Consider the following 23478-nt stretch of genomic DNA (forward strand, 5'->3'; position numbering starts at 1 on the left):
ACGTGAGGTGCCGTATAGTCGAGGTGCCTCATCGCCACAACGCACACGGATGCAGGGGCTGTAACTGGCTGTCACTGCATCGCCGCGTGCGGCAAACAGGCCACGGTACAGATGTTTTACGCTGTCATCTGGTCCGCAACCGTACGATCGCCTCGGCGATCTCGGTCGTCAGGCTCCGGGCGATCGGCAGCCTGTAATGGGTCTGGTCGAAGAACTGGTCGGGATCGGCCGCCGCGGGGCGGCCGTCGCGCCAGTCGACCACCGTGCTGAGCGCGTGGGCGGCCAACACCGTGCGCACCTCGGCCCGGCAGGCGGCCTCGGCCCGCGCCCGAGGGCTGCCGGGCGGCGGCTCGCCGCGGGCGTAGACCGGCGGGAACACCACCACGACCGGCGTCTCCGCCGGGATCCGGGTCAGTTCGGCGCGCAGGCGCGCCGCGATCGGAAACGGCCCGCCGTGCCGCGGCTCCGGCTCGGGCCCGACCGGCTTCTCCAGCGCCGCCTTCTTGGCGGGATCGACGCCGAAGCCCTGGCTCAGGTAGTTGCGCTCGTAATCCCACCAGCCGTCGGCCGCGGCGGTCTTGCGGCGCGGGTTCAGGAGCCAGCCGATGCGGTTGACCGTCTCCTGCGCGGCCGAGAAGCGGATCAGCCCGCGCAGGTAGGCGGGCCAGTCGCCCACGAGCCAGTAGGGAAAGCCGTGCTCGCTCGGGAAGGACGGGTCGTCCGCGCACCAGAACGCGTCGGCCGAGAGCACGATCGCGGCGGGGCGGGCGTGGTGCTGCAGGTACCATCCCAGCAAGGCGAACTGCTCGGACGGGCCGGTGGCCGGCACCGAGAGCTGGAGGAACGGGATGCCGGTGAGCCCGGTCAGTGCCGCCGGCTCGATGAGCTGGATGTGCGAGTTGCCGATCACCACGCCCGCATAGGTCGGATCGCGGCCGCGGACGGCCGAGGCCGTGCGGGGCCCCTGCGGCCGCACGGCCCCCCGGGACAGCAGCGTCGAGCGGCCGGTATCGTAGGGGTCGACCAGCACCGCGAGGGCCAGGTAGCCCGCGAAGAGGCCGACCATCGACAGGGCCAGGGTGCGGGCGAAGCCGCGCCAGTCCCTGTCGGTCGTGGGGGGTGCGGGCGCCATCCTCAGAACTGGAAGTAGATGAACTCGTAGTTCGCATCGTCGCCGATCTTCAGCAGGACGAGCACGAACAGCAGCGCGAAGCCGAAGGCGAGGAGCCGGCGCGGCGGCAGCCGGTGCACCGCGTTCCAGGCGGTGGGCCCGACCGTCGCGACCAGGGCGGCGATGGCGATAGTGCGCCACTTGAAGCCGGAGCCCCTCGGCGCGAGCCCGAAGAGACCTTTGAAGATCGCGAGGGCCGCTTCGAAGCTCGTCGCGCGGAACAGAACCCAGGTCAGCACGACGAACAGGCTGGTGAGCGCCCAGCCGAGCGGCGCGGGGATCGCGATCCGGGCCCGGCGCGCCAGGACACCGGCCCCGAGGCCGATCCCGTGCAGCGCCCCCCAGGCGAGGAAGGTCAGGCCGGCCCCGTGCCAGAGGCCGCCGAGCGTCATCGTGGCGACGAGCGCCCCGACCTGCCGCGGCAGCCCGCGGCGATTCCCGCCCATCGGGATGTAGAGGTAGTCGCGCAGGAAGCGCGACAGGGTCATGTGCCAGCGCCGCCAGAAGTCGCGGAGCGACGTGGCGCGGTAGGGCGCGTCGAAGTTCTGCGGCAGGACGAGGCCGAACAGCAGCGCGATGCCCAGCGCCATGTCGGTGTAGCCGGAGAAGTCGAAGTAGATCTGGAAGGTGAAGCCGAGCGTCGCCTGCCACGCCTCGACCACCGTGACGGCCTTGCCGGCAGCGGCGGCCTGGAACACCGGGTTGACATACTCCGCGAGCGGGTCGCCGAGGAACACCTTCTTGGCGAGGCCGACGGTCAGCAGCATCAACCCGCGGGCGAAGCGCTCGGCGGCGTCGGGCCGCGCGTAGGGCGCCTCGTCGAACTGGTGCATGATCTCGCTCCAGCGCACGAGCGGGCCGGCGAGAACCTGCGGGAAGAACGCGATGTAGAGGGCGTATTTCACGAGCCCGAAGCCCGGCGCCCGGCCGGCCCGCAGGTCGGCGAGATACATGATGTGGTGGAAGGTGAAGAACGAGATGCCGAGCGGCAGGGCGAGGCCGAGCCGCTGCGCCTCCAGGCCGGGGATCAGGTTGGCGAGGTCGGCCGCGAAGTCGAGGTACTTGAACACGCCGAGCAGCGCGAGGTTGGCGGCGATCGCCGCCGGGATCAGCCAGCGGCCGGGCCACCGGCGATAGGCGCGCGCCACGCACCAGTTCGCCAGGATCGAGCCGGCCAGCAGCGGCACGAACCGGACGTCCCACCAGCCATAGAACACGAAGGACAGGGCTACGAGGAGCGGCAGCCGCCACGCGGGCGCGGCGCGCGCCACCAGCCCGTGCAGGATCAGCGCGGCCGGCAGGAAGGCGAGGAGGAAGACGAAGGAGTTGAACAGCATCGGGCGAGGCGGCGCGGAGGAGCCCGGATGGGCCGCCGTTGTCTCCGAGCGGGAGGGACCGCCTTGTCGAGGATCAAGGCCGGCCCGTCAATCGCCGCAGAGGCGGCGCGCCCGGCCGGGCGCGGCCTCACGCTCCGCGGCTGGCCGCCTCGATGGTCAGGCCCAGTCCCACCGAGCCGAACGTGTCGCCCTCCACCACCCGGGCGGCCGGCAGCGCGGCCGTCAGCGCGGCGCGCAGGTGCGGCAGGCCGGTGGAGCCGCCGGTGAGGAACAGGGCGTCGACCCGGTCGGCCGTCAGCTCCGCCTGCGCGAGGCAGCGCGCGATCCGGGCCGCGACGGCGCGGGCGAGGTCCCCTGTCTGGGCGGACAGGGTCGCGCGATCCACCGGGACCGCGAGCCCGGGCTCCAGGAGGCCGAGGTCGAGCAGGGTCGCGTCCTGTTCGGACGCCGCGATCTTGGCGCTCTCCACTGCCCCGGCCAGGGCGTGACCGCGCTCGCCCTCCACCGCCTCGCGCAGCCGCGCGAGCAGGTCGGGCCGGGCGCCGTCGCGGATGACCTCGTCGATCTCGCGTAGGGTCTTCTGATTGTAGAGGCGGTTGATCGCCGACCACGTGGCGAGGTCGTGGTAGTAGGCGTTCGGCACCGCGAGGTCGCCGCGGCGCATCGGGCTCCCGAGGCCCAGGAGCGGCATCACCGTTCCGAGGCTGAGCTGTCGGTCGAAATCAGTGCCGCCGATCCGCACCCCGTCGTTGGCCAGGATGTCGCCGGCCCGGTCCGGCCGCCCCCGCCGCTCCGGCGCGAGGCGCACGATGGAGAAGTCCGAGGTGCCGCCGCCGATGTCGGCGACGAGGGCGATCTCCTCCGCGCGGACCTGGCGCTCGTAGTCGAGCGCCGCGGCGATCGGCTCGTACTGGAACGAGACCTCCCTGAAGCCGACGTCGCGGGCGATGTCGCGCAGCGTGTCCTCTGCGCGGCGATCCGCCTCCGGGTCGCCGTCGACGAAGTGGACCGGGCGGCCGTGGACCACGGTGTCGAGGCTCTGGCCGCTGGCGGCCTCCGCCCGCGCCTTCACGGCGGTGAGGTAGCGGGCGATGACGTCGCGCAGGCGCAGCCGCTGGCGGCCGACCGGGGTCGCCTCATCCATGAGCGGCGTGCCGAGCACGGATTTCAGCCCGCGCATCAGCCGGCCGGACCGGCCCTCGACATAGGCCGCCGTGGCGGCCCGGCCGATGATCGGCTCCCGTCCGAGCTCGAAGAAGATCGCGCTCGGGATTGTCCGGTGCGCGCCCTCCAAGGGCAGCAGCGTCGGGCCGTCCGGGCCGATATGCCCGAGCGTGGTGTTCGACGTGCCGAAATCGAGGCCGCAGGCCGCCATCGTGTCGTGGATCCGGGACTGAAGAGAAGGGCCGTGGGCCTACAGGGCCGCCATGTCGGGGTCCAGGGCGGAAGAGCGGGGCCCGGGGCGCCCGGGCGGGGGTTGACGGCCCGATCGCGCACCGGCGGCGGAGCCACGCCTCGGACCGACGCCCGCATAAGGTCCACATGCGGCCCATATACGGGAAGCGTGGACAGTGCCGCGGCGGCACACCCGGACCCGCCGGGCCGTGCTATGAGGCCCCATGCGTTCCGACATCGATCTCGGCCTGACCGGCGAGCGCCCCGCGCTCCTCGACCTCACCGAACTGCTCGCCACGCGGCTCCTGGTTCAGGGCAATTCCGGGTCCGGCAAATCGCACCTGCTGCGGCGGCTGCTCGAGCAGAGCGCCGGCCTCGTGCAGCAGGCGATCATCGATCCGGAGGGCGACTTCGCCAGCCTCGCCGACCGCTACGGCCACGTCGTGGTGGAGGCCGACGGCGACGACGTCGCCCTGCAGCGGATCGCCGCCCGGGTGCGGACCCACCGGGTCTCGGTGGTGCTGTCGCTGGAGAATCTCGACGCCGACGGCCAGATGCGGGCCGCCGCCGCCTTCCTGGGCGGCCTGTTCGACGCCGACCGCGACCATTGGTACCCGATGCTGGTGGCCGTGGACGAGGCGCAGCTCTTCGCGCCCGCGGCCGCCGGCGAGGTCTCGGACGAGGCCAGGCGCCTGTCGCTCGGCGCGATGACCAACCTCATGTGCCGCGGCCGCAAGCGCGGGCTCGCCGGCATCATCGCCACGCAGCGCCTCGCCAAGCTCGCCAAGAACGTCGCGGCCGAGGCCTCGAACTTCCTGATGGGCCGGACCTTCCTCGACATCGACATGGCACGCGCCGCCGACCTCCTCGGGCTGGAGCGCCGGCAGGCCGAGACGTTCCGCGACCTGCCGCGCGGGCATTTCGTGGCCCTGGGACCGGCCCTGTCCCGGCGCCCGCTCACCATCGCGGTCGGGCCGACCCAGACCGTGAGCCGGAGTTCCTCGCCGGTCCTTGTGCCCCTGCCCGACGCCCTGGAGGATGCCCGCGCGCTGATCCTCACGGCGAGCCCCGCCGAGACCGTCGCGCCGCTGGCGCCGCGGCCGAAGCCGCGCCCCGCGCCGGCGCCAGACGTGCTCGTCCAGCTCGCCAATTACCGTCCGCCGGCTCCGGCGGAGGAGCCGGAGGAGGAACCCATGGACCCGGAGGCCCGCGAGGCGGCGCTCGCCGAGGTGCTGGCCTCCGTGCTGGCGGATGCCGACGCCGCCGCCTGCACTCCCGCCACGCTCTACCAGGACTTCACGGTCCGCTGCCGGATCCGGCGCCTGCGCGGCGACACGATGGGTCTGCCCGAGTTCAAGCGGCGCCTCGCGGTCGCGCGGGCCGAGGCCGGCGGCGCGGTCGCGGACAATTCCGGCTGGGAGCAGGCCCAGGCGATCGCGGCCGGCCTGCCGGACGACCTCGCCGGCCTGTTCCTCGTGGTCGCGCGGGCCGCCATCGAGGGCGCCCCCTGCCCCACCGACACCGTGCTGGCCGAGGCCTACGGCACCAGCTCGGGCGGCCGGGCGCGGCGGATGCTGGCCTATCTCGAGGAGCGCGGCGCCATCGTCACCCGCAAGGACCTGCGCGGCGCACCGATCATCGCGGTGCCGGATCTCGGCGTCGAGACCGGACCTGGCGAGCCGCAGATGCTGCCGACGGGTCCGAAGCGGCGGGCGGGGTAGCAGGATCGGGCGCTCGCCCGGCGCGGTACCGGGATGCGCCCAGGGTCTGGTGCGGAAGCCCGGTCAGACGCGCCGGGCCATCTCCAGCTTGGCGAGTTCCACCGCGGCGCGCAGTTCGATCTCGGCCATCAGGCCGTCGAGCCGGGGATCCCCCGAGAGGCCGGCACGCTCGTTCAGGCGGCCGGCGATGGCGCGCAAATCCTGCGGCGCGACGCGGCCGCCGAGCAGTGCCGCCTTCAGCCGGTCGAGGCCGTCGAGGAGGTCCTGGCCGCGCTGGGCGGAGCGCCGGCGCCGCTCCTGGGGCGTGTCGGCCTCGGCCTGGAGAAGCAGGACCGCGTCGAGCCCGGCGAGCGTCGCGGCGGCGGCCGGCGCGCCGGCAGACGTCGTCGACGACGGGGCCGCGCCGAGGCTGAAGGCTGCGCCGCCCTCGGGCTTCCGGGCGGACGCGACACCGCCGGCGCTCTGGATCGGCTGGCGAGTCTCGACACGCATGATCCGGTTCGCGTTGCTCCAAGCGCCCCCGCGCAGAACCGGAAATTCGGCCGCCAGGGTTAAGCGCGGGTAAACAAGCCGGCAGAAGCTGCCGGGTCGGCAGGTTCGGTGCCGGCACCGCGAGGCGCGGGGCCAGACCTGGCCCGGAAAAACTTTTTTTCTTCAATGGCTTGCACAGATCGGGCGGCTGGCACGACCCTGGCAGGATGGGGGCAGGTCCGTCACGGTCGAAACACGGCATGCGCCCGCGTCACGCGTTCAGTCCTCTCCGGTCTCTCTCGGTCGCTCTCGCGGGCGCCCTGATTCTCGCCGCGCTGTCCGTGCCGGCGCTCGCCCTGTCGCGCGTCAAGGATCTCGCCTCCATCGAGGGCGTTCGCCAGAACCAGCTCGTCGGCTACGGCATCGTGGTCGGCCTCAACGGAACCGGCGACACGCTGAACAACATCCCGTTCACCAAGCAGTCGCTCCAGGCCATGCTGGAGCGCCTCGGCGTCAACACCCGCGGCGCCACGATGCGCACGCAGAACCTCGCCGCCGTGATGGTGACCGCGAGCCTGCCGCCCTTCGCCGCGCAGGGCACCCGGATCGACGTGACGGTCTCGTCGCTGGGCGACGCCAAGTCCCTCCAGGGCGGCACCCTGCTGGTGACGCCGCTGCTCGGCGCCGACGGCGAGGTCTACGCCCTGGCGCAGGGCTCGGTGGCGATCGCCGGCTTCGCCGCCGAGGGCGATGCCGCGAAGATCACCCGGGGCGTGCCGACCAACGGCCGGATTTCCAACGGCGCCAATATCGAGCGCGAGATCGCCTTCAAGCTGAACGACGCCCGCTCGCTGCGTCTGTCGCTGCGCAACCCGGATTTCACCACCTCGAAGCGGATCGCCGCGGCGATCAACGACTTCATGGGCGCCGACACCGCCGAGCCCACCGACCCGGCCACCGTCACGATCCAGATCCCGTCCCGCTACAACGGCAACATGATCCGCCTCATCACCGAGGTGGAGCAGCTGAAGGTGGAGCCTGACCAGACCGCCCGGGTCGTGGTCGACGAGCGCTCCGGCATCATCGTCATGGGCCGGGACGTGCGCGTGTCGACGGTGGCCATCGCCCAGGGCAACCTCACCGTCACCATCACCGAGCAGCCGCAGGTCAGCCAGCCGGCGCCGTTCTCCGACGGACGCACCGTCGTGGTGCCGCGCACGGGGGTGAAGGTCGATACCGGGGACGGAAACAAGCTCGCCCTGGTGAAGGAGGGTGTCAGCCTGCGCGAGTTGGTCGACGGTCTCAACGCCCTGGGCGTCGGCCCGCGGGATCTCATCTCGATCCTCCAGGCGATCAAGGCCGCGGGCGCGCTCCAGGCCGATATCGAGCTGATGTGACCGAACGGACGCGAAGGGACGATCCATGCTGCAACTCGCCAGTCTCGCGGCCAGCGCCGCCGCCAGCGTCGGAACCTCGGTGGCCGGGAGCGCCGTCGACGGGATCATCAAGACCGCCAACAAGGCCAAGGCCTTGAAGACGGCGACCGAGTTCGAATCGATGTTCCTGGAGAACAGCCTCGACCGGCTGACCCAGTCGGAGGGCACCGACGGGCCGCTCGGCGAGAACGGGACCGGCGGCGGTGTCTACCGCTCGATGCTGACCAAGGAATACGCGAAGCAGATCGTGAAGAGCGGCGGAGTCGGCATCGCCGATTCGGTTTTCCGTGAGATCATGAAGATGCAGGGCGCGGCGAGCGAGGGAGCGATCCATGCAAAGGGCTGAACCGCTGCGCGTCGGGGACCGGATCACCGCCGAGGCCCTGGTGGCGGGCGTGCTCGGCAACATGGCCGCGCTGGAAGCCGTGCTCGCCGAAGAGGCGGCCTACGTTCGGGAAGGGCGACTGCAGGAGGGCGTCGCCGCGGCCGAGCCGAAGGCCGCGCTGGCCGCCGCCTACATGCAGGGTCTCGAGGTCGCGAAGGCGAACGCCGTCGCACTGAAGCGCTTCCATCCCGACGGGGTCGAGGCCCTGCGCACCGCCCACCGGCGGTTCACCGCGGCCGTGGAGGCGAACCAGACGGTGCTCGCCAGCGCCAAGACCGTCTCGGAAGGGCTAATCAAGACCCTGGCGGAGGAGATCGGCCGGGCACAGCTCCCCTCCGGCTACGGGCGGCAGACGCCAGCGCCGTCCCCGTACGGCCGCGGCGTGCGCAGCGGGCCGCTGGTCCTCTCGCGCAACCTCTAGGGCCCGCCCGGACGGCGGCCGGCGCCGATCCGGACGTAGGTCCGCACCTCGCCGAGATCGGTGTCGACGCGGTTGTCGACCGCGATGCGGCCGGCGACAACTGGCGCTGCCGCGACGCCGCTCCCCGCGGCCAGATCCGCCCCCGCGACGACGCGGCCCGAGACGCGGAGGCAGCTGCCGCTCCCCGGCAGCCGCACGAAGCCCTGGCCCTTGGACGGGCACGGCACCGGCCCCGGGATCACGGGCAGATCCCGCAGGTCGAGGGCCTCGGCCGGGCCAGCGCCGGCCACGATCGCCGCGAGGGCAGCGCAGACCGGGATCCGGCCGCGCATCTCAGGCGGCCTGGCGGGCGAGATCTCGGTGGAGCAGGTCGATGTAGTGCTCGACCTCGCCGACGAACCCGTCGAGGTCGGGCTCGTGGATGCGCAGGCGGGCGAGGTCCCGCAGCAGGATGTCGAGGGCGATGGCGCGCTCTTCGGGATGCGCGTAGCCCGCGAGGTAGGTGTCGACGGCCTGCTCGACCAGGACGATCGCGCCGCTACGCGGGACGGCTCCCAGGCGGAGGACGAGTTCGATGGGTCCGGACAGCGCCATGCCGACCTCTCCTCAATCGAATGACGGCGCGTGGGCGCGACCGCACGCTGCGCTTCATTCCCGGAAAGCGGCAAGACTATGGTGAACCCGACACGTCGCGAGATTTTTCGAGCGTCAGGCGCGCGTTGACCGATCTCGGCGATCAGCTCAGCTGATGTAGTTCACGAGGGAGAGCTTCGAGAGCGTCGCGGTCACCTGATAGCTGGCCTGGAGCCGGTTCTGCACGTCGAGCAGCTTGGTGATGACCTCCTCGGGGGAGATCTGCTCGATCCCGTCCAGGGTGTTCTGGACGGTGTTCTGGAGCGCCTTGTTGGTCGTGCCGGCATTCGAGAGCCGCGTCGACGCGACGGTGAGCTGCGTGACCGTGTCCTGGACGCTGGGGGTCTGGTTGGCGGACGAGAGCAGGCTGCCGGCCTTCGTCGCCACCGTCTGGTAGGTGTTGTAGGTGTTGGCGTCGTTCGTGGTGGGCAGGCCGAAGGCCATGGTCGCCAGGCCGGCGAGCACGTTCTGGACGGCGGGATCGTTGGCGCGGGCGCCCGTCCCGACGCTCCCGGTCGCGCTCACCTGGACCGACTGCGTGTCGATCGCCGAGGTCGGCTGCGGCACTGCCGGCGGCGCGGGCTGCGTGTAGGTGTTCTCGCCCTGGTACCACAGCACCGTGTCCTGAGGCGTGGCCGCCCTGTAGCCGACCGGGGTGGTGCCGTCGTACAGGATGCGCTGCGGCATCACGCCGGACCCCGACGGGCCGCCTTCCGCCGCGCCCGAGAAGAAGTTCGACGCGGTCGCCGCGGTGGCGTTCACCGCCAGCGTGCTGTTGGCCGCACCGGTGAGCGCGTTGCTCAGCGTCGCCGACAAGTTGGCCATCGTCTGGGCGGGCGTCGAGCCGATGGCGAAGTTGGTGATCGATTTCGGGTCCGCGCTCGTCGCGGCCGTGAGCGTGATCGTCGTGGAGGTGCCGTCGGCCATCTTCAGCGCGAACGACACGGTATCGCCGGCGCTCGGCTGCGTCGTCATGCTGAGGCTGAAGCTGCCCGGGCTCGTGGCCGTGCCCGCCGTGTAGGTCGCGCCGATCGCCGAGCCGGTCGTGATCGGCGCGCCCGCCAGGGTGAAGCCGAATTGCCCTCGGGTCAGGTTGTTCGACTCTTCGGTGACCTGCACGCTCGTTGCCGGGCTGGCCAGAGTCTGCGTCAGGCGGCCGTTGCCCCCCGCGCCGAGCTCGGCGGTGACCCGCTGCGAGATCAGGGTCGAGAGGCCGTCGAGCGTGTTGCCGCTCGCGTCGGTCGTGCCGTTGAGGATCTTGCTCGAATCGACCACCGGCTGGGTCGTGGTGTCGGTGCCGCCGAACAGGTAGTTGCCCGCCGCCGATTCGTTGAGCGTGTCGAGCGCCGTCTGCAGGTTGGCCAGCGCCGTCGACCGGCCGGAGACCGAGTTCGCCGCCACGCTCTGCAGGCCGTTCTGGAGCATCGTCCCGGTGGAGGTGCCGAGGGTCGCCACCTGCGTCAGGCTCGTGACCGCGAGGTCGGTCCGGGTCTGCGCGGCGGTGATGCCGGCGGCGTAGCCGGAGAGCGCGCTCAGGGTGGCCTGCGCGGACAGAGCCGTCGACCGCCCGGAGCCGAGGCCGCCATAGGTCTGCGAGACCTGACCGCTCGAGAGCTGGTTGGTCAGGTCGTTGAGCTGGCTCTTCAGCGCCTGGAGCTGCGAGGCGTTGCGGTTGGTGATGTAGGAGCCGGCCGCGAAGGGCGTGATCGTCGTCATGATCAGATCTGCAGCAGCTGGTTGAGCATGTCGCGGGCCGCGGTGAGCACGCGGGCGTTGGCACCGTACGCGGTCTGCAGGGCGATCAGGTTCGACATCTCCTGGTCGATGTTGACGCCCGCCCCGGCGGAGAACCGGCTCTGCGCCGTGGAGAGCGCCGTCTGCTGGGTGGCGTCGAGGGCCGCGGCGTTCGACGCGTTGGCCCCCTGCGTGGACACGATGTCCTGCGCGAAACCGATCACGGTGGCGCTGTAGGGGGCCGAGACGCCGCCGATACCGCTCGACGACGAGAAGGTCTGCTGGTTCGCGGTGAGCGCCGTGAACAGCTTCTGGGCGCGGGCGCCCGACGTGCTCGTGTCCGTGGCGCTCGTCGCCGTCAGCGCGGCGGTGTTGCCCGCCAGCGCGCCGTTGACCGTGATGCGCTGGGCGAAACCGGTGAGCTGCGAGCCGCCGTCGAACGTGCCGGTGTAGAGCTTGTTGCCCGTACCGTCGACGAACATCGCGATCGACGGGTTGCCGGTGTTCAGGTCCGACGCCGAGACGGCCGTGACGCTGGCGCTCGCCGCGCCGGCGACCTTGCCGGCCGCCCCCAGCGTCAGCGTTGCGCTGGTGGCGGTCGAGGAGACCGGACTCGCCGACAGTGTCGGCAGCTTGTAGGTGCTGCCGGAGGCGTTGAACGTGGCGAAGGCGGACTGGATCGCCGCCGGGTAGGTGCCGGGCCCGCCGCTGGCATTGAAGGTCAGCGTGAGGCCGCTGGCATCCGTGGTCTGCGCGGCGGGCACGACCGCGCCGCTGGAGGTCGCGGACGCCACCAGCGTCACGTTGCGCACGGCCCCGGTGTTGTCGGTGACCGGGAAGGTGATCGTGTTCCCGGGCTGCATCGTCGAGACGCTGATCTGCGTGTCGGTCCCGCTGTACGTCCCGGTGGTCGCGGTATTCGTGAACGCCTTCGAGAGGCCGGCTGCGAGATCGTCGAGCTGCCGCTGCGCCTGCGGCAGGGTCTGGTCGCGCATCTCGATCTCGGCGGCCAGGCTGCCGGACCGCAGCACGCCGGGGGCGCCGAGGTCGATCTTGCCGCCGCCCGGCAGCGTCGCCGTGATGGTTCCGACCGTCCGCTGGGCGGGGTCGGACGCGTAGCTCGCGGTGGGGCTGAGCACGCCGCGTCCATCGAAGGTCAGGGTCGCGGCGTTCCCGCGGTCGACCAGCGTCACGCCCGAACGGGTCATGACGGAGACCGTCCCGTCGCGCTGCGGGACCGTCTGCACGTCCATGTAGCTCGACAGGTTGTTGATCGCCTGGTCGCGCTGGTCCTGAAGATCGGTCAGCGAGGTGCTGTCAGTGGTGTTCTGGATCTTGCCGTTAAGCGTCGCGATGTTGGACAGTATCGTGCTCGCCGCGCTCGTGTCGGTGCCGAGCTGCGACTCGAGGCCGGTGCGCAGGTTCTGCACCGTTCCGGCGGCGCTGTTGATGAGGCTCGCGACGGCCGCGGCATTGCCCAGCACCGTCGTGCGGGCGGCCGCCGAGGTCGGGTTCGCGGCGAGCTCCTGGAGCGATTGGGTGAAGGTGTTCAGCGTCCCGTCGAGGGAGGTAGCGCTGCCGGGCACGCCGTAGAGGGCGTCAAGCTGGGCGGCGATGCCGGACTTGGTGCCCGTGTAGGCGGCCCCCGAGGTCTCTAGCCGGAGCTGGTTCAGCGCCGCGGCATCGAAGCTGCGGGTGATCGTGCCGGCGGCCACGCCGGAATTGTTCGTCCCGGTGGCGACCGTCGAGAGCGTGCGCTTGACGTAGCCCGCCGTCCCGGCGTTGGCGACGTTCTGCGAGACGATGTTGATCGCCGCCTGGGTGGCGGCGAGGCCTGCGCTCGAGGTGGAGATCGCATTCAGCGACATGTCACGGCCTCCGCGGCTCGAATCGCACCCTCACTCAGCGGATCACGTTGAGCAGATCAGACATCATCGTCTGGGCCGTCGACATGACGCGCGTGTTCGCAGAGTAGGCCTGCTGGGTTACGATCATCTTAGAGAATTCGGTCGCAATGTCGGTGTTCGATTGCTCGTTGCTCGCGCCCGAGATCGTGCTGCCGTTGAGGCCCGCGAGCGGAGGCCCCGAATCGACCGTCTGGAGATAGTTCCCGTTCGTATCGGCCTTCAGACCGTCGGCATTGGCGAACTGGACGACGCCGACCGAGGCGAGAGCCACGACCGAACCGTTAGAGAAGGTGCCGTTGACCTTGCCGTCCGGACCGACGGCCACGCTCGTGAGCGTCCCGGAGCTGTTGCCGTTCTGTGTCAGCGCGTTGGTCGTCGCCGCACCGGTCGTGTCGGCATACTGCGTCAGGCCTGAGGCGCTGAGATTCATGTTGAGGCTGGGGAATGTGTAGTCACCCATGGTGATCGGCCCCAGCGGGATCGGGTTCGTCGAGGGCGAGGTGAGCTTCCCGGTGGAATCGAAGGTGAAGGCCGTGCCCACGTTGTTCCAGTCGGACGTGGTGAGCGCGCTCGGGTTGGTGGAGTAGTACAGGTTCCACACGGCGGGCTGAGCCGGCGTGGTCGTCGCGTCCTGGACCTTGGCCCAGCGGGTCGTGAGCGTGAGCGGCGCGCCGGTCGACGTGTAGACCGGCAGCGACGGGCCGGCGATGCTGTTGCTCATGAAGGTCGAGACGGCACCGGTCTGGGTCGAATCGACCTTGACGCCGGTCTGCCCCGATCCGGAGGTCACGACGGCCGCGGTATTCTGATTGTAGAGATCGGATCCCGACGTCGCCGAGGCCGACGTGCTCGGCGTCGAGGGCAGGTTGGCGGCGTAGGTGATCGTCGTGGTGGCCTGCGCCGGCAGCGCCGAGTTGCCGATCTTGATCGGACCGATGCTGGTCGTCTGACCGGTGATCGGATCGAGGTTGGATCCGGTCAGGTATCCGCCGGCGCCGTTGACCAGATAGCCGTCCTTGTCCTGGGCGAAATCGCCCCGGCGCGTGTACAGGCTCGTGCCGCCGAACGATGTGGCGCCGTTCGCGTCGCCGGTCTTCTGCACGACGGTGAAGAAGCCCTGGCCGTTGATGGCCATGTTGGTTGGCACGCTCGACGAGACCACGTTGCCGGCCAGGGTGTTGGTGAGCTGCGACTGGGGCAGCACCGAACCCGCGACCTCGCGGCCCGGCGTCTTCTCGGACATCAGGTCGACGAAGCTGGTGTCGATGCGCTTGTAGCCGGTCGTCTGCGAGTTCGCGATGTTCCCGGAGATGTTGCTGATGGCGTAGGACTGCGCCTGGAGTCCGGAGACCGAGGTCTGCAGGGCGGTGAAAAGATCCATGGCGAACGATCCCGATGCGCGCCGCACTGGCCCGCAGGCCGGTCCGGCCGCAACCGGCATGCCAGGGCTAAGTCCTTGAGAATCCTGGACCGGATTGTCGACGACCCGGCAGGGTTGACCGGTCATGGCCGCGCGCCCGGCAGATCCTGCCGGGTCGGACCCGCGGGCGCGGAGATCCGGACCGGAAGTCCCGTCCCCCGCGTTTACGCGGTGTTATTCGACACGCGCGAAGATGCCGCCGGGCCGGGGCCACGCGCGGTGCGTCCTGTCCGGAAGCGCTGAACGGGTACGGATTGCGGATCTCGGGATCATGCGGGCGAAACGGACAAGCCTCGTCCACATCATCTACTTCTCGCGTCTCAACCTGTCGTCGGACGCGGCGAAGAGGTCCGAGCAGATCAGCGATATCGGTCGCATCGCTCAGAAGAAGAACGAGTTCGCGGTGATCACGAGCTTTCTGGTCATCGAGGGGAACTTCGCCTGCCAGGTCATCGAGGGCGAGCGCACATCCGTGCACGAGACCTTCGACCGGGTGAGTGCCGACAGCCGGCACCGCGAGGTCCAGATCAGCGAGTGGCGGGAGATCACCAAGCGCGAGTTCGTCCACTCGTTCAAGAGCGCGCAGCGCACGGCCGGGAACGACACGCTGTTCGCCAAGGCCAACCTGCTCCCGATGCTCCAGCGCGGAACGCCGAAGGCATCCGCGATACACGGGCTGTGCCTGTCGCTGCAGTCCGACGCGATGTCCCGTCAGGGCATCGACCACCTCTTCATCTGAGCCGCCGATGTCCGAGAGCGATACGCCCCCGATTCTCATCGTCGACGATCAGGAGAAGCTCCTGCGGCTGATCGTGATGCTGATGACCCGCATCGGCTTCCCGGATGTCGAGGGCGTCACCAACGCGCCCGAGGCGCTGGAGCGGATGCGGCAGCGCCGCTACGCCCTGGTGATCTCAGATCTCGACATGGAGCCCATGGACGGGCTCACCCTGCTGCGCGAGATCCGCGCCGACGACGCGCTGATGAACACGCCCTTCATGCTCACCGAGTCGTCCTTCGACTTCGAGGACATCAACCTCGCCCACCAGGCGGGCGCGGACGCCTTCATCCTCAAGCCGTTCGACATGGCGGTGCTGAAGACCAAGCTGAAGCAGGTCCTCAACCGCAAGCCGCGCAAGCGCGAGGCGCCGATCGCGTCCGAATCGACCCTGAGCGTCGAATTCCCGATGCTCGGCAAGTTCTGACGCCGCGCCCCCCTCGCGGGTGCGGCGACGCGGAGGCGCCGCCGAAGCGCGTCACGCCGCCCGCTTCTGGTAATCCTTCACGTCGGTGAAGCGCACGGCCGGGTAGCGCTCCTCCTCGTAGCGGAGCGAGAAGGCCGTTGTCGCCATGAAGACCGGGGCACCGTCGAGGTCCTTGGCCATGGCCGAGCCGTGCGAGTCGATGAACTTGTCGAGCTCGGCCTCCGAATCGCACGACACCCAGCGGCAGACCGAGAATCGCGAGGTCTCGTAATCCACCGGCAGGCCGTACTCGGCCTGGAGCCGCTCCTTCAGCACGTCGAGCTGCAGCGCGCCGACCACGCCGACGATCGCCTGGCTGCCGTCCTGAGGCACGAAGACCTGGACGACACCCTCCTCGCCCATCTGCTGGAGCGCCTCGCGCAGCTTCTTGGCCTTCATGGCGTCGGTCAGCTTGATCCGGCGCAGGATCTCCGGCGCGAAGCTGGGCACCCCGCGGAACACGATGTCCTCGCCCTCGGTGAGCGTGTCGCCGATCCGCAGCGTACCGTGGTTCGGGATGCCGACCACGTCGCCGGCATAGGCCTCGTCGGCGATGGCACGGTCCTGGGCGAAGAAGAATTGCGGCGCCGAGAGCGAGATCGGCTTGCCGGTGCGCACCAGCCGGGCCTTCATGCCCCGGTTGAGCTTGCCCGAGCAGACCCGCATGAACGCGATCCGATCCCGGTGATTCGGGTCCATGTTCGCCTGGATCTTGAACACGAAGCCGGTCATGCGCGGCTCGGTCGGCTCGACGAGGCGCTTGTCGGCGTCCTGGCCGCGGGGTGGCGGCGCCACCTTGGCGAGACCGTCGATCAGGTCGCGCACGCCGAAATTGCGCAGCGCCGAGCCGAAGAAGACCGGCGTCAGGTGCCCCTCGCGGAACGCGTCGAGGTCGAACGGCTTCAGGCCGCCCTCGGCGAGTTCCACCTCCTCGCGCCACGCGTCGGCCGCGCCGTCCTCGGTGAGCAATTCGTCGAACAGCTTGTCGCCGGGACCCGAGACCGGGACCATCCCCGCATCCTCGGCGGCGTCGAGGCGGCGGACACGGTTGCCGCCGAGCTCGTAAGTACCGGAGAAGTTGCGGCCGGTGCCGATCGGCCACGTGACCGGGGCGACGTCGAGGGCCAGCGTCTTCTCGATCTCGTCCAGAAGCTCGAACGGGTCGCGCGCCTCGCGGTCGAGCTTGTTGACGAACGTGACGATCGGGATGTCGCGCAGGCGGCAGACCTCGAACAGCTTGCGCGTGCGCGCCTCGATGCCCTTCGCAGCGTCGATCACCATGACGGCCGAATCGACCGCCGTCAGCGTCCGGTAGGTGTCCTCCGAGAAGTCCTCGTGGCCGGGCGTGTCGAGGAGGTTGAAGACGCAGTCGCCGTACTCGAAGGTCATCACCGAGGTGACCACCGAGATGCCGCGCTCCTTCTCGATGCCCATCCAGTCGGAGCGAGTCGAGACCCGGTTGCGCTTGGCCTTCACCTCGCCGGCGAGTTGGATCGCGCCTCCGAACAGCAGAAGCTTCTCGGTGAGCGTGGTCTTGCCCGCGTCGGGGTGGGAGATGATCGCGAAGGTGCGCCGCCGCGACACCGGATCGGCCGGCCTCGCCTCGGTCTTGGTCTGCATCAGCATGGAGCGAACGCCCTGGGTCGGCGGAACGTGGTGGTGCGCGGCGCGGCACTCGCGCGGTCTCGGGATCGTGTAGCGGCAAGCCCCGATATTGGCAAAGACGGCGGCAGAATGGGGCCTCCTTTCAGGCACCGTACAGGGGCGTGACACCACGCTTCCCCGGTCGATCCACGCTTCGCGAGGCCCCGATGTCGCGCGCCGCAGCACGCTGCTGTCTGGTCACCGCTCTGCTGTTCGCCTCCGCGGGCCCCGGGCCCTGCGCGGCCGAGGCGCCGCAGCGCGCCGCAGCGGCCGACGCCGCCTTCCTCGATGCCCTGACCTGGGGCGCCACGCCCTCGGCCTTCGCGCAGCTCACCGCGGAGGGGCGGACGCGCTGGCTACACGATCAGCTTCACCCGCCCGCCGAAATGCGCCTGCCCCCCGACGCCCAGGCGCAGGTCGACGCGCTGACCCCGCCGGGCAGCCTGTTCGAGCGGGCCCAGGCCCTGGACGCGCAGGCCAAGGCCGCGAAGGACATCGCCGATCCCGAGGCTAGGAAGGTTGCGCAGCAGGCTTTCCAGGCGGCGCTCAACACGGCCGCGCGGAACGCCGCCTCCATCTGGGTACTGCGGGCGCTCTACAGCCCCGACCAGCTGCGCGAGCGGCTGACGTGGTTCTGGTTCAACCGACTCAACGTCCACCAAGGAAAGTCGACCCTGCGCGCCGCCGTGGGCGACTACGTCGAGACGGCGATCCGCCCGCACGTGCTCGGCCGCTTCCGTGACCTGCTGATGGCGAGCCTGCGCCACCCGGCGATGCTGCGCTACCTCGACAACGACGCCAACGCCGCCGGCCGCCCGAACGAGAACTACGCCCGGGAGATCATGGAGCTGCACACGATGGGTGTCGGATCCGGCTACACGCAGGGCGACGTCGAGGCGCTGGCCCGGATCCTGAGCGGGGTCGGCATCGATCTGAAGCCCGAGAACCCGAAGCTCCGCCCCGAGCGCGCCGCCGACTTCCGCCGGGACGGCCTGTTCGAGTTCGCCCCGAACCGGCACGATTACGGCGACAAGGTCTTCCTCGACACGCGCATCCGGGGGCGCGGCTGGCCCGAGGTCGAGGAGGCGGTCGACCTGATCGCTCGCAACCCCGCCACCGCGACCAACGTCTCCCGGGCGCTGGCGACCTATTTCCTCGGGCAGGCACCCGACGACGCCCTCGTCGCCCGACTCGCCGCCGTCTTCACGCGGACCGACGGCGACATCGCCGCGGTGATGGAGGCGCTGGTGCGCGAGCCGGCCTTTACGGCCGAGCGCGGCGGCGCCTTCAAGGACCCGGTGCGCTATGTCTTCTCGGCCCTGCGCATGGCCTACGACGGGCGCGTGATCCGCAACGCCGGCCCGGTGCTCGGCTGGCTGAACCGCCTCGGCGAGGGCCTGTTCAACCGCTCGACGCCGGACGGCTACCCCCTCGACGCGGCCGCCTGGAACGGGCCCGGGCAGCTCGCGACACGGTTCGAGATCGCCCGGCAGATCGGGTCCGGCTCGGCCGGCCTGTTCAAGCCGGCGCTGCCCGATCAGGCCGAGGAGCCGGCCTTTCCGGTGCTCGCCAACGGGCTCTATTTCTCGGCGCTGTCCGGCACCCTGTCGGCGGCGACGCGCGCGGCCCTCGCCCAGGCGGTCTCGCCGCAGGACTGGAACACCCTCTACCTCGCCTCGCCGGAGTTCATGCGATGAACCGTCGCGACCTGATCCGCGCCTCGGCGGCGCTCGGCCTGTCCACGTTGGCCGGCCGCGTCTGGGCCGCCCCGAAGGCCGACGCGCGCCTCCTCGTGGTGTTCCTGCGCGGCGCCTACGACGCCGCCAACGTGGTGATCCCGACCGGCAGCGACTTCTATTACCGGTCGCGGCCGAACCTCGCGATCCCGAAGCCCGACGCGTCGGACCCGAAGGCGGCGCTGGCGCTCGACGCCGACTGGAGCCTGCACCCGGCTTTGCGCGACACGCTCCTGCCGCTCTACGCCAAGGGTCAGGCCGCCTTCGTGCCGTTCGCCGGCACCGACGACCTGACCCGGAGCCATTTCGAGACCCAGGACACGATCGAGATGGGCCAGACGGTCGGCGCGGCCCGCGACTACAATTCCGGCTTCATGGCCCGGCTCGCCGCGGATCTGACCCGGGTCCGGCCGATCGCCTTCACCGACCAGATGCCGCTCATCTTCCGGGGCGGCGAGACGGTGCCCAACATCGCCATCAACGGGGTCGGCAAGCCCGGCATCGACGACCGGCAGGCCCGCCTCATCGCGGCGATGTACAGCGACACCAAGCTGGCCGCCGCCGTGACCGAGGGGTTCCGGGTGCGCGACGCGGTCTACCACACGATCTCCGATCATGCCGGGCAGGCCGACCGCGGGGCGGTCTCGCCCAAGGGCTTCGAGCTGTCGGCCCGGCGGATCGGCCGCCTGATGCGCGAGAACTTCAACCTCGGCTTCGTCGATGTCGGCGGCTGGGACACGCACGTGAACCAGGGCGCGGGCACCGGCTACCTCGCCGACCGACTCGGCGAGCTGGGGCGCGGACTCTCGGGCTTCGTCGAGGAGATCGGGCCGGGCTGGTCCGACACGGTGGTGGTTGTGCTGTCGGAGTTCGGGCGCACCTTCCGGGAGAACGGGAGCCGCGGCACCGATCACGGCCACGGCAGCGTCTACTGGATTCTCGGCGGCGGCGTCCGGGGCGGCCGGATCGCGGGACCGCAGGTGCGGGCCGACGAGGCGCACTTGTTCCAGAACCGGGACTATCCGGTGCTCACCGACTATCGCGGCCTGCTGGGCGGCCTGTTCCGGCGGCTCTACGGGCTCGACCAGGCGAGCCTGCGGCGGATCTTCCCCAGCGCGGACCCGGCGGATCTCGCGCTGCTGTAGGGAGCGGGCCGTCGCAGCGTCGCGCCGTCCCAGCACTCGCGAGCCCGGGCTCTCAGCCCCTCCATCATCGCGAGCGCAGCGAAGCGACCCAGGGCCGCACGAGTTCGGCAGGCGTCGCGCGACACTGGATTGCTTCGCTGCGCTCGCAAGGACGACCAAGCGCATGTCGTGCCGACATATCGATGCTCCTCAGCGGATCCCGATATCAGCGCGCGCGAAACACCTTCAACGGATTGGCTCCGCGCCGCTCTGTCCGCGCGCTCAGGCCGCGGCGGCCGCCAGGGCGCGCAGGTCGCCGACCAGCTCGTCGACCCGCTCCGTCCGGGCATCCCAGGCGAACATGAAGCGCGCCCCGCCGCCGATGAAGGTGTAGAACCGCCAGCCCCGGGCGCGCAGGCCCTCCATCGTGGCCGCCGGCATTGTCAGGAAGACCGCGTTCGCCTCGACGGGAAACAGAGCCCGCACCCCCGGCAGCCCGCCGACCGCCTCGGCGAAGCGGCGAGCGCAGGCGTTGCCGTGGGCCGCGTTCTGCAGCCACGCGCCGCTCTCCAGCATGCCGACCCAGGGGGCCGCGAGGAAGCGCATCTTCGAGGCGAGCTGGCCGGCCTGCTTGCAGCGGTAGCCGAAATCCTCCGCGAGCTTGGCGTCGAAGAACACCACCGCCTCACCGGCATGCATGCCGTTCTTGGTGCCGCCGAAGCACAGGACGTCGATGCCCGAGCGCCACGTCATGTCGGCGGGGCTGCACCCGAGGCTCGCGCAGGCGTTGGCGAAGCGCGACCCGTCCATGTGCAGGGCGAGGCCCAGCTCGCGGCAGGTCGCCGACAGGGCCCGCAGCTCGGCGAGGCTGTAGACCTGCCCGGTCTCGGTGGGCTGCGTGATCGTCACCACGCGCGGCCGCGGGAAGTGGATGTCGCTGCGGTTCTGCGCCAGCCCGCGGATCGCCTCCGGCGTGAGCTTGCCGCCCTCGGTCCGGACGGTCAGCAGCTTCGAGCCGTTCGAGAAGAATTCCGGCGCGCCGCACTCGTCGGTCTCGACATGGGCCGAGTCGGCGCAGATCACGCTGTGGTAGGACTGGCACAGCGCGGCCAGCGCCAGCGCGTTGGCGGCCGTGCCGTTGAAGGCGAAGAACACCTCGCACGGTGTCTCGAACAGGTTCCGGAAGGCGTCGGCCGCCCGGGCGGTCCAGGCGTCCTCGCCGTAGGCCGGGGCGTGGCCGCGATTGGCCGCCTCCATCGCAGCCCAGGCCTCCGGGCAGATGCCGGAATAGTTGTCGCTGGCGAATTGCTGCGAGTCGTCGTGTCTCATCCGCGCAACCTAGCACGGCGCAGGCGCGGATGGATCGCGCGGACAGGTTGGAACTGGTGCGCGCTTGGTGTAATAGCCCCGTCAAGGCGTGAGCTCCACGCCGATTCGGAAACCGACGTTCCCGTCCCTCCCGGGTTCAAACCGGGCGAGGGACGTTGCCGGTTTCCAGATCGGCGGCGGGCCGCGTGAACCCAGAACTTCAGGTCCAGAGGATCAAGTCCGTTGCAGGTACTCGTTCGCGACAACAACGTCGATCAAGCGCTCCGCGTCCTCAAGAAGAAGATGCAGCGCGAGGGCATCTTCCGCGAGATGAAGCAGCGCAAGGCTTATGAGAAGCCGTCCGTGCGCAAGGCTCGCGAGAAGGCCGAGGCCGTCCGCCGCGCCCGCAAGCAGGCCCGCAAGACCGCGATCCGCGAGGGCCTGATCGCCGCGCCGAAGCCGAAGCCCCGCTTCCCCGCCGGCGGCCGTCGTCCCGGCTTCCCGTCGCCGTCCGCCGCGCAGGGCCAGGGCGGCAACGCCGCCGGTCAGACCCCGGTCAGCCCGGCTCCCGCCGCCTGAGCGACACTACGTCAGTCATGAGAGAGCCCGGCCTGCGCGCGCAGGCCGGGCTTTTTCTTTGCGTCGCGTCCGGATGAAGGCGCCCGGGCACGCGAGCCGCACGTGGCGCGGGTCCCCTTTCCACCCGAGTCGAGCTTGCCCCGAGTCGGGCTTCTCAGGACGGATCTCGGGCAGGCCCAAGATCCGTCGGGAAAGGAGGAAGGTCGCGCCTGTAGCGCCGAGCCGGGGCTCGGCGCTCGCGATGACGTGAAGAGCTTCGAGCGCCGGGCGCTCAGGCCGCCAGCTCAGGCCGCCAGCTCAGGCCGCCTTGGCGGCCATGGTGGCGTGCTCGGCCTGGACCAGCACGTCGAGGGCCCGCCAGGGCTTCTGCATGTAGACTGCCTGATCGGGGAGCCGCGCGTCCCGGCTCGCGCCCGAGGTGACGACCACGCGCACGTCCGGCCACCGCCGCTTGACCGCCTGCGCCAGCGACACGCCGTCCATGGCGCCCGGCAGGCGCACGTCCGCGAAGAGCAGCGCCACGGTCACGTCGGACCGCTCCAGCACCGAGAGGGCCGCCTCGGCGCTCTCGCAGGCGATCACGCCGAGATCGGTCTCCTCGAGCACCGCCGTCGCGAGATCGCGCACAGCCGCATCGTCCTCCACGACGAGCGCCACGGGGGCGGAACTATCGGGCGTTGCGCGATCCATCAAAGTCTCCTGCTGCCGGTGCCTTGCCCCGCGTCGGGTGGCCGCCTGTACGGCGAGCTTCTGATTCCCCGATTCGGCCATGCTGACCCTTCATGAGGCGGCTCACAAGAGTCGCGTCGCTCCGGAGGCGAATGCCTGCCCTGCGGACAGGCGGCACCATTTTCATGCGGAACGCACGAAAATGGCGCAGTTTCCGGGCGGTTAAGAAACTGTTCACCGGAGTGGACCGACTGTTAACGTCCTGCGGCGGAACGTCTCCACCCGCGCGGGGCGTTTCGCGGGATCGAACGCGGCCTAGAGCTGAAGGATCATCGTCCGACATGTGCCGTTTCCTCGCCTACAGCGGTGAGCCGGTCTTCCTCTCCGACCTCGTCTGCGCGCCGACCCACTCGCTGGTGCACCAGTCGCTGCACGCCGACGAGGGGAAGACCGAGACCAACGGCGACGGTTTCGGCATCGGCTGGTACGCCGAGCGGCCCGAGCCGGGTGTCTACCGCGACATCTCCCCGGCGTGGTCGGACGAGAACCTCGTGAACCTCTGCGGGCAGGTGCGGGCGCGGACGTTCTTCGCGCACGTGCGCGCCTCGACCGGGACGGCCACCGCCAGGGCCAACTGCCACCCCTTCGTGTTCGGCCGCCACCTGTTCATGCATAACGGCCAGATCGGCGGCTACCACCGGATCAAGCGGCGCCTCGAGGCGCTGATCCCGGATTCCTACTACGACCATCGCCGCGGCAGCACCGACTCGGAGGCGATCTTCCTCCTGGGGCTCGCCAACGGCCTCGAGGCGGACCCCGTCGGTGCGATGGCGCGGACGCTGAAGACCGTCCGCGAGTTGATGGAGTCGGCGAATGTCTGCGAGCCGCTGCGCTTCACCGCGCTGCTCACGGACGGCGAGACGCTGACCGCCTATCGCTGGGCCTGCGACGGCCGGCCGCCGAGCCTGTACTACCGCGAGGGGCCGGGCGGCATCGTGGTGGTGTCGGAGCCGATCGACGGCTGCCGCGAGGGCTGGCGGGTGGTTCCGAAGGGCGCGACCCTGCGCGCCCGCCACGGGAGCGCGACCCTCGTCGAGGCGCCGGAGCCCGCGCGCGCCGCCGCCTGAATACAGACGGCCCCAG

22 protein-coding genes are annotated in these 23478 nt (G+C 70.6%); 10 read left to right on the plus strand and 12 right to left on the minus strand.

Features of this window, described 5'->3' with window-relative positions:
* Positions 1–124: 124 nt before the first annotated feature.
* The 3 genes from ACX9MN_RS20280 to ACX9MN_RS20290 all read right to left on the minus strand — a co-directional run bounded on the left by ACX9MN_RS20280 (position 125) and on the right by ACX9MN_RS20290 (position 3883).
* Positions 125–1132 carry a hypothetical protein gene (locus tag ACX9MN_RS20280; RefSeq protein ID WP_489725259.1) on the minus strand — a complete coding sequence of 336 codons (1008 nt, stop codon included), beginning with the start codon at positions 1130–1132 and terminating at the stop codon, positions 125–127.
* A 2-nt stretch (positions 1133–1134) separates the two neighbouring features.
* Positions 1135–2508, minus strand: a complete 1374-nt coding sequence (locus ACX9MN_RS20285) for an MBOAT family O-acyltransferase (protein ID WP_489725260.1) — start codon at positions 2506–2508, stop codon at positions 1135–1137.
* Positions 2509–2635: 127 nt separating this feature from the next.
* Positions 2636–3883, minus strand: coding sequence for an Hsp70 family protein (locus ACX9MN_RS20290; RefSeq protein ID WP_489725261.1), 1248 nt, complete (start codon positions 3881–3883; stop codon positions 2636–2638).
* A gap of 244 nt (positions 3884–4127) precedes the next feature.
* On the opposite strand from ACX9MN_RS20290, the gene ACX9MN_RS20295 reads away from it, so the two are divergent.
* Complete coding sequence (locus tag ACX9MN_RS20295; protein WP_103984877.1) at positions 4128–5624, plus strand: helicase HerA domain-containing protein; 1497 nt, start codon at positions 4128–4130, stop codon at positions 5622–5624.
* Between the two features lie 63 nt (positions 5625–5687).
* Here ACX9MN_RS20295 and ACX9MN_RS20300 read toward each other — a convergent pair whose 3' ends face one another.
* Positions 5688–6116, minus strand: coding sequence for a flagellar assembly protein FliX (locus tag ACX9MN_RS20300; RefSeq protein ID WP_020092926.1), 429 nt, complete (start codon positions 6114–6116; stop codon positions 5688–5690).
* 239 nt (positions 6117–6355) lie between these two features.
* Between ACX9MN_RS20300 and ACX9MN_RS20305 the strand changes: the two genes are divergently transcribed.
* Genes ACX9MN_RS20305 through ACX9MN_RS20315 form a run of 3 tightly spaced genes read left to right on the plus strand, consistent with a single transcriptional unit; the run spans position 6356 to position 8337 of the window.
* Positions 6356–7492 carry a flagellar basal body P-ring protein FlgI gene (locus ACX9MN_RS20305; protein WP_489725262.1) on the plus strand — a complete coding sequence of 379 codons (1137 nt, stop codon included), beginning with the start codon at positions 6356–6358 and terminating at the stop codon, positions 7490–7492.
* Between the two features lie 25 nt (positions 7493–7517).
* Positions 7518–7877: a rod-binding protein gene (locus tag ACX9MN_RS20310; RefSeq protein WP_020092928.1), complete on the plus strand. Its 360-nt coding sequence runs from the start codon at positions 7518–7520 to the stop codon at positions 7875–7877.
* Positions 7864–8337 carry a hypothetical protein gene (locus tag ACX9MN_RS20315; RefSeq protein WP_020092929.1) on the plus strand — a complete coding sequence of 158 codons (474 nt, stop codon included), beginning with the start codon at positions 7864–7866 and terminating at the stop codon, positions 8335–8337. The genes ACX9MN_RS20310 and ACX9MN_RS20315 overlap by 14 nt, the downstream gene beginning before the upstream one ends.
* On the opposite strand, the gene ACX9MN_RS20320 is transcribed toward ACX9MN_RS20315, so the two are convergent.
* The 5 genes from ACX9MN_RS20320 to ACX9MN_RS20340 all read right to left on the minus strand — a co-directional run bounded on the left by ACX9MN_RS20320 (position 8334) and on the right by ACX9MN_RS20340 (position 13992).
* Positions 8334–8669, minus strand: coding sequence for a porin family protein (locus tag ACX9MN_RS20320; protein ID WP_020092930.1), 336 nt, complete (start codon positions 8667–8669; stop codon positions 8334–8336). The genes ACX9MN_RS20315 and ACX9MN_RS20320 overlap by 4 nt on opposite strands.
* Position 8670: 1 nt before the next feature.
* Positions 8671–8931, minus strand: a complete 261-nt coding sequence (locus ACX9MN_RS20325; protein ID WP_056531919.1) for a hypothetical protein — start codon at positions 8929–8931, stop codon at positions 8671–8673.
* A gap of 147 nt (positions 8932–9078) precedes the next feature.
* Positions 9079–10686, minus strand: a complete 1608-nt coding sequence (locus ACX9MN_RS20330) for a flagellin (RefSeq protein ID WP_489725263.1) — start codon at positions 10684–10686, stop codon at positions 9079–9081.
* 2 nt (positions 10687–10688) lie between these two features.
* Positions 10689–12572 (minus strand): flagellar hook-associated protein FlgK, encoded by a 1884-nt coding sequence (flgK, locus tag ACX9MN_RS20335; protein ID WP_489725264.1) that lies wholly within the window; start codon positions 12570–12572, stop codon positions 10689–10691.
* A gap of 34 nt (positions 12573–12606) precedes the next feature.
* Entirely contained in the window at positions 12607–13992 is a 1386-nt protein-coding gene (locus ACX9MN_RS20340) for a flagellar hook protein FlgE (protein ID WP_020092934.1), read from the minus strand.
* 310 nt (positions 13993–14302) lie between these two features.
* On the opposite strand from ACX9MN_RS20340, the gene ACX9MN_RS20345 reads away from it, so the two are divergent.
* Both ACX9MN_RS20345 and ACX9MN_RS20350 read left to right on the plus strand, forming a co-directional pair.
* Positions 14303–14770, plus strand: coding sequence for a BLUF domain-containing protein (locus tag ACX9MN_RS20345; RefSeq protein WP_020092935.1), 468 nt, complete (start codon positions 14303–14305; stop codon positions 14768–14770).
* A gap of 7 nt (positions 14771–14777) precedes the next feature.
* Positions 14778–15236 carry a response regulator gene (locus ACX9MN_RS20350; protein WP_020092936.1) on the plus strand — a complete coding sequence of 153 codons (459 nt, stop codon included), beginning with the start codon at positions 14778–14780 and terminating at the stop codon, positions 15234–15236.
* Positions 15237–15287: 51 nt separating this feature from the next.
* Here ACX9MN_RS20350 and ACX9MN_RS20355 read toward each other — a convergent pair whose 3' ends face one another.
* Positions 15288–16901 (minus strand): peptide chain release factor 3, encoded by a 1614-nt coding sequence (locus ACX9MN_RS20355; protein ID WP_489725265.1) that lies wholly within the window; start codon positions 16899–16901, stop codon positions 15288–15290.
* A 185-nt stretch (positions 16902–17086) separates the two neighbouring features.
* Here ACX9MN_RS20355 and ACX9MN_RS20360 point away from each other — a divergent pair, with 185 nt between their 5' ends.
* Together ACX9MN_RS20360 and ACX9MN_RS20365 are read left to right on the plus strand one after the other, a co-directional pair.
* Positions 17087–18616: a DUF1800 domain-containing protein gene (locus tag ACX9MN_RS20360; RefSeq protein WP_489725266.1), complete on the plus strand. Its 1530-nt coding sequence runs from the start codon at positions 17087–17089 to the stop codon at positions 18614–18616.
* Entirely contained in the window at positions 18613–19800 is a 1188-nt protein-coding gene (locus ACX9MN_RS20365; RefSeq protein ID WP_132366071.1) for a DUF1501 domain-containing protein, read from the plus strand. The genes ACX9MN_RS20360 and ACX9MN_RS20365 overlap by 4 nt, the downstream gene beginning before the upstream one ends.
* A 261-nt stretch (positions 19801–20061) precedes the next feature.
* On the opposite strand, the gene ACX9MN_RS20370 is transcribed toward ACX9MN_RS20365, so the two are convergent.
* Positions 20062–21108 carry a threonine aldolase family protein gene (locus ACX9MN_RS20370; RefSeq protein ID WP_489725267.1) on the minus strand — a complete coding sequence of 349 codons (1047 nt, stop codon included), beginning with the start codon at positions 21106–21108 and terminating at the stop codon, positions 20062–20064.
* Positions 21109–21330: 222 nt separating this feature from the next.
* Between ACX9MN_RS20370 and rpsU the strand changes: the two genes are divergently transcribed.
* Positions 21331–21666, plus strand: a complete 336-nt coding sequence (rpsU, locus tag ACX9MN_RS20375; RefSeq protein WP_012322424.1) for a 30S ribosomal protein S21 — start codon at positions 21331–21333, stop codon at positions 21664–21666.
* 297 nt (positions 21667–21963) lie between these two features.
* On the opposite strand, the gene ACX9MN_RS20380 is transcribed toward rpsU, so the two are convergent.
* Positions 21964–22356, minus strand: coding sequence for a response regulator (locus ACX9MN_RS20380; RefSeq protein ID WP_026604893.1), 393 nt, complete (start codon positions 22354–22356; stop codon positions 21964–21966).
* Positions 22357–22676: 320 nt separating this feature from the next.
* Between ACX9MN_RS20380 and ACX9MN_RS20385 the strand changes: the two genes are divergently transcribed.
* Positions 22677–23462 carry a class II glutamine amidotransferase gene (locus ACX9MN_RS20385; RefSeq protein WP_489725268.1) on the plus strand — a complete coding sequence of 262 codons (786 nt, stop codon included), beginning with the start codon at positions 22677–22679 and terminating at the stop codon, positions 23460–23462.
* Positions 23463–23478 lie beyond the last annotated feature (16 nt).

This window comes from Methylobacterium sp. 1A (assembly GCF_058072805.1).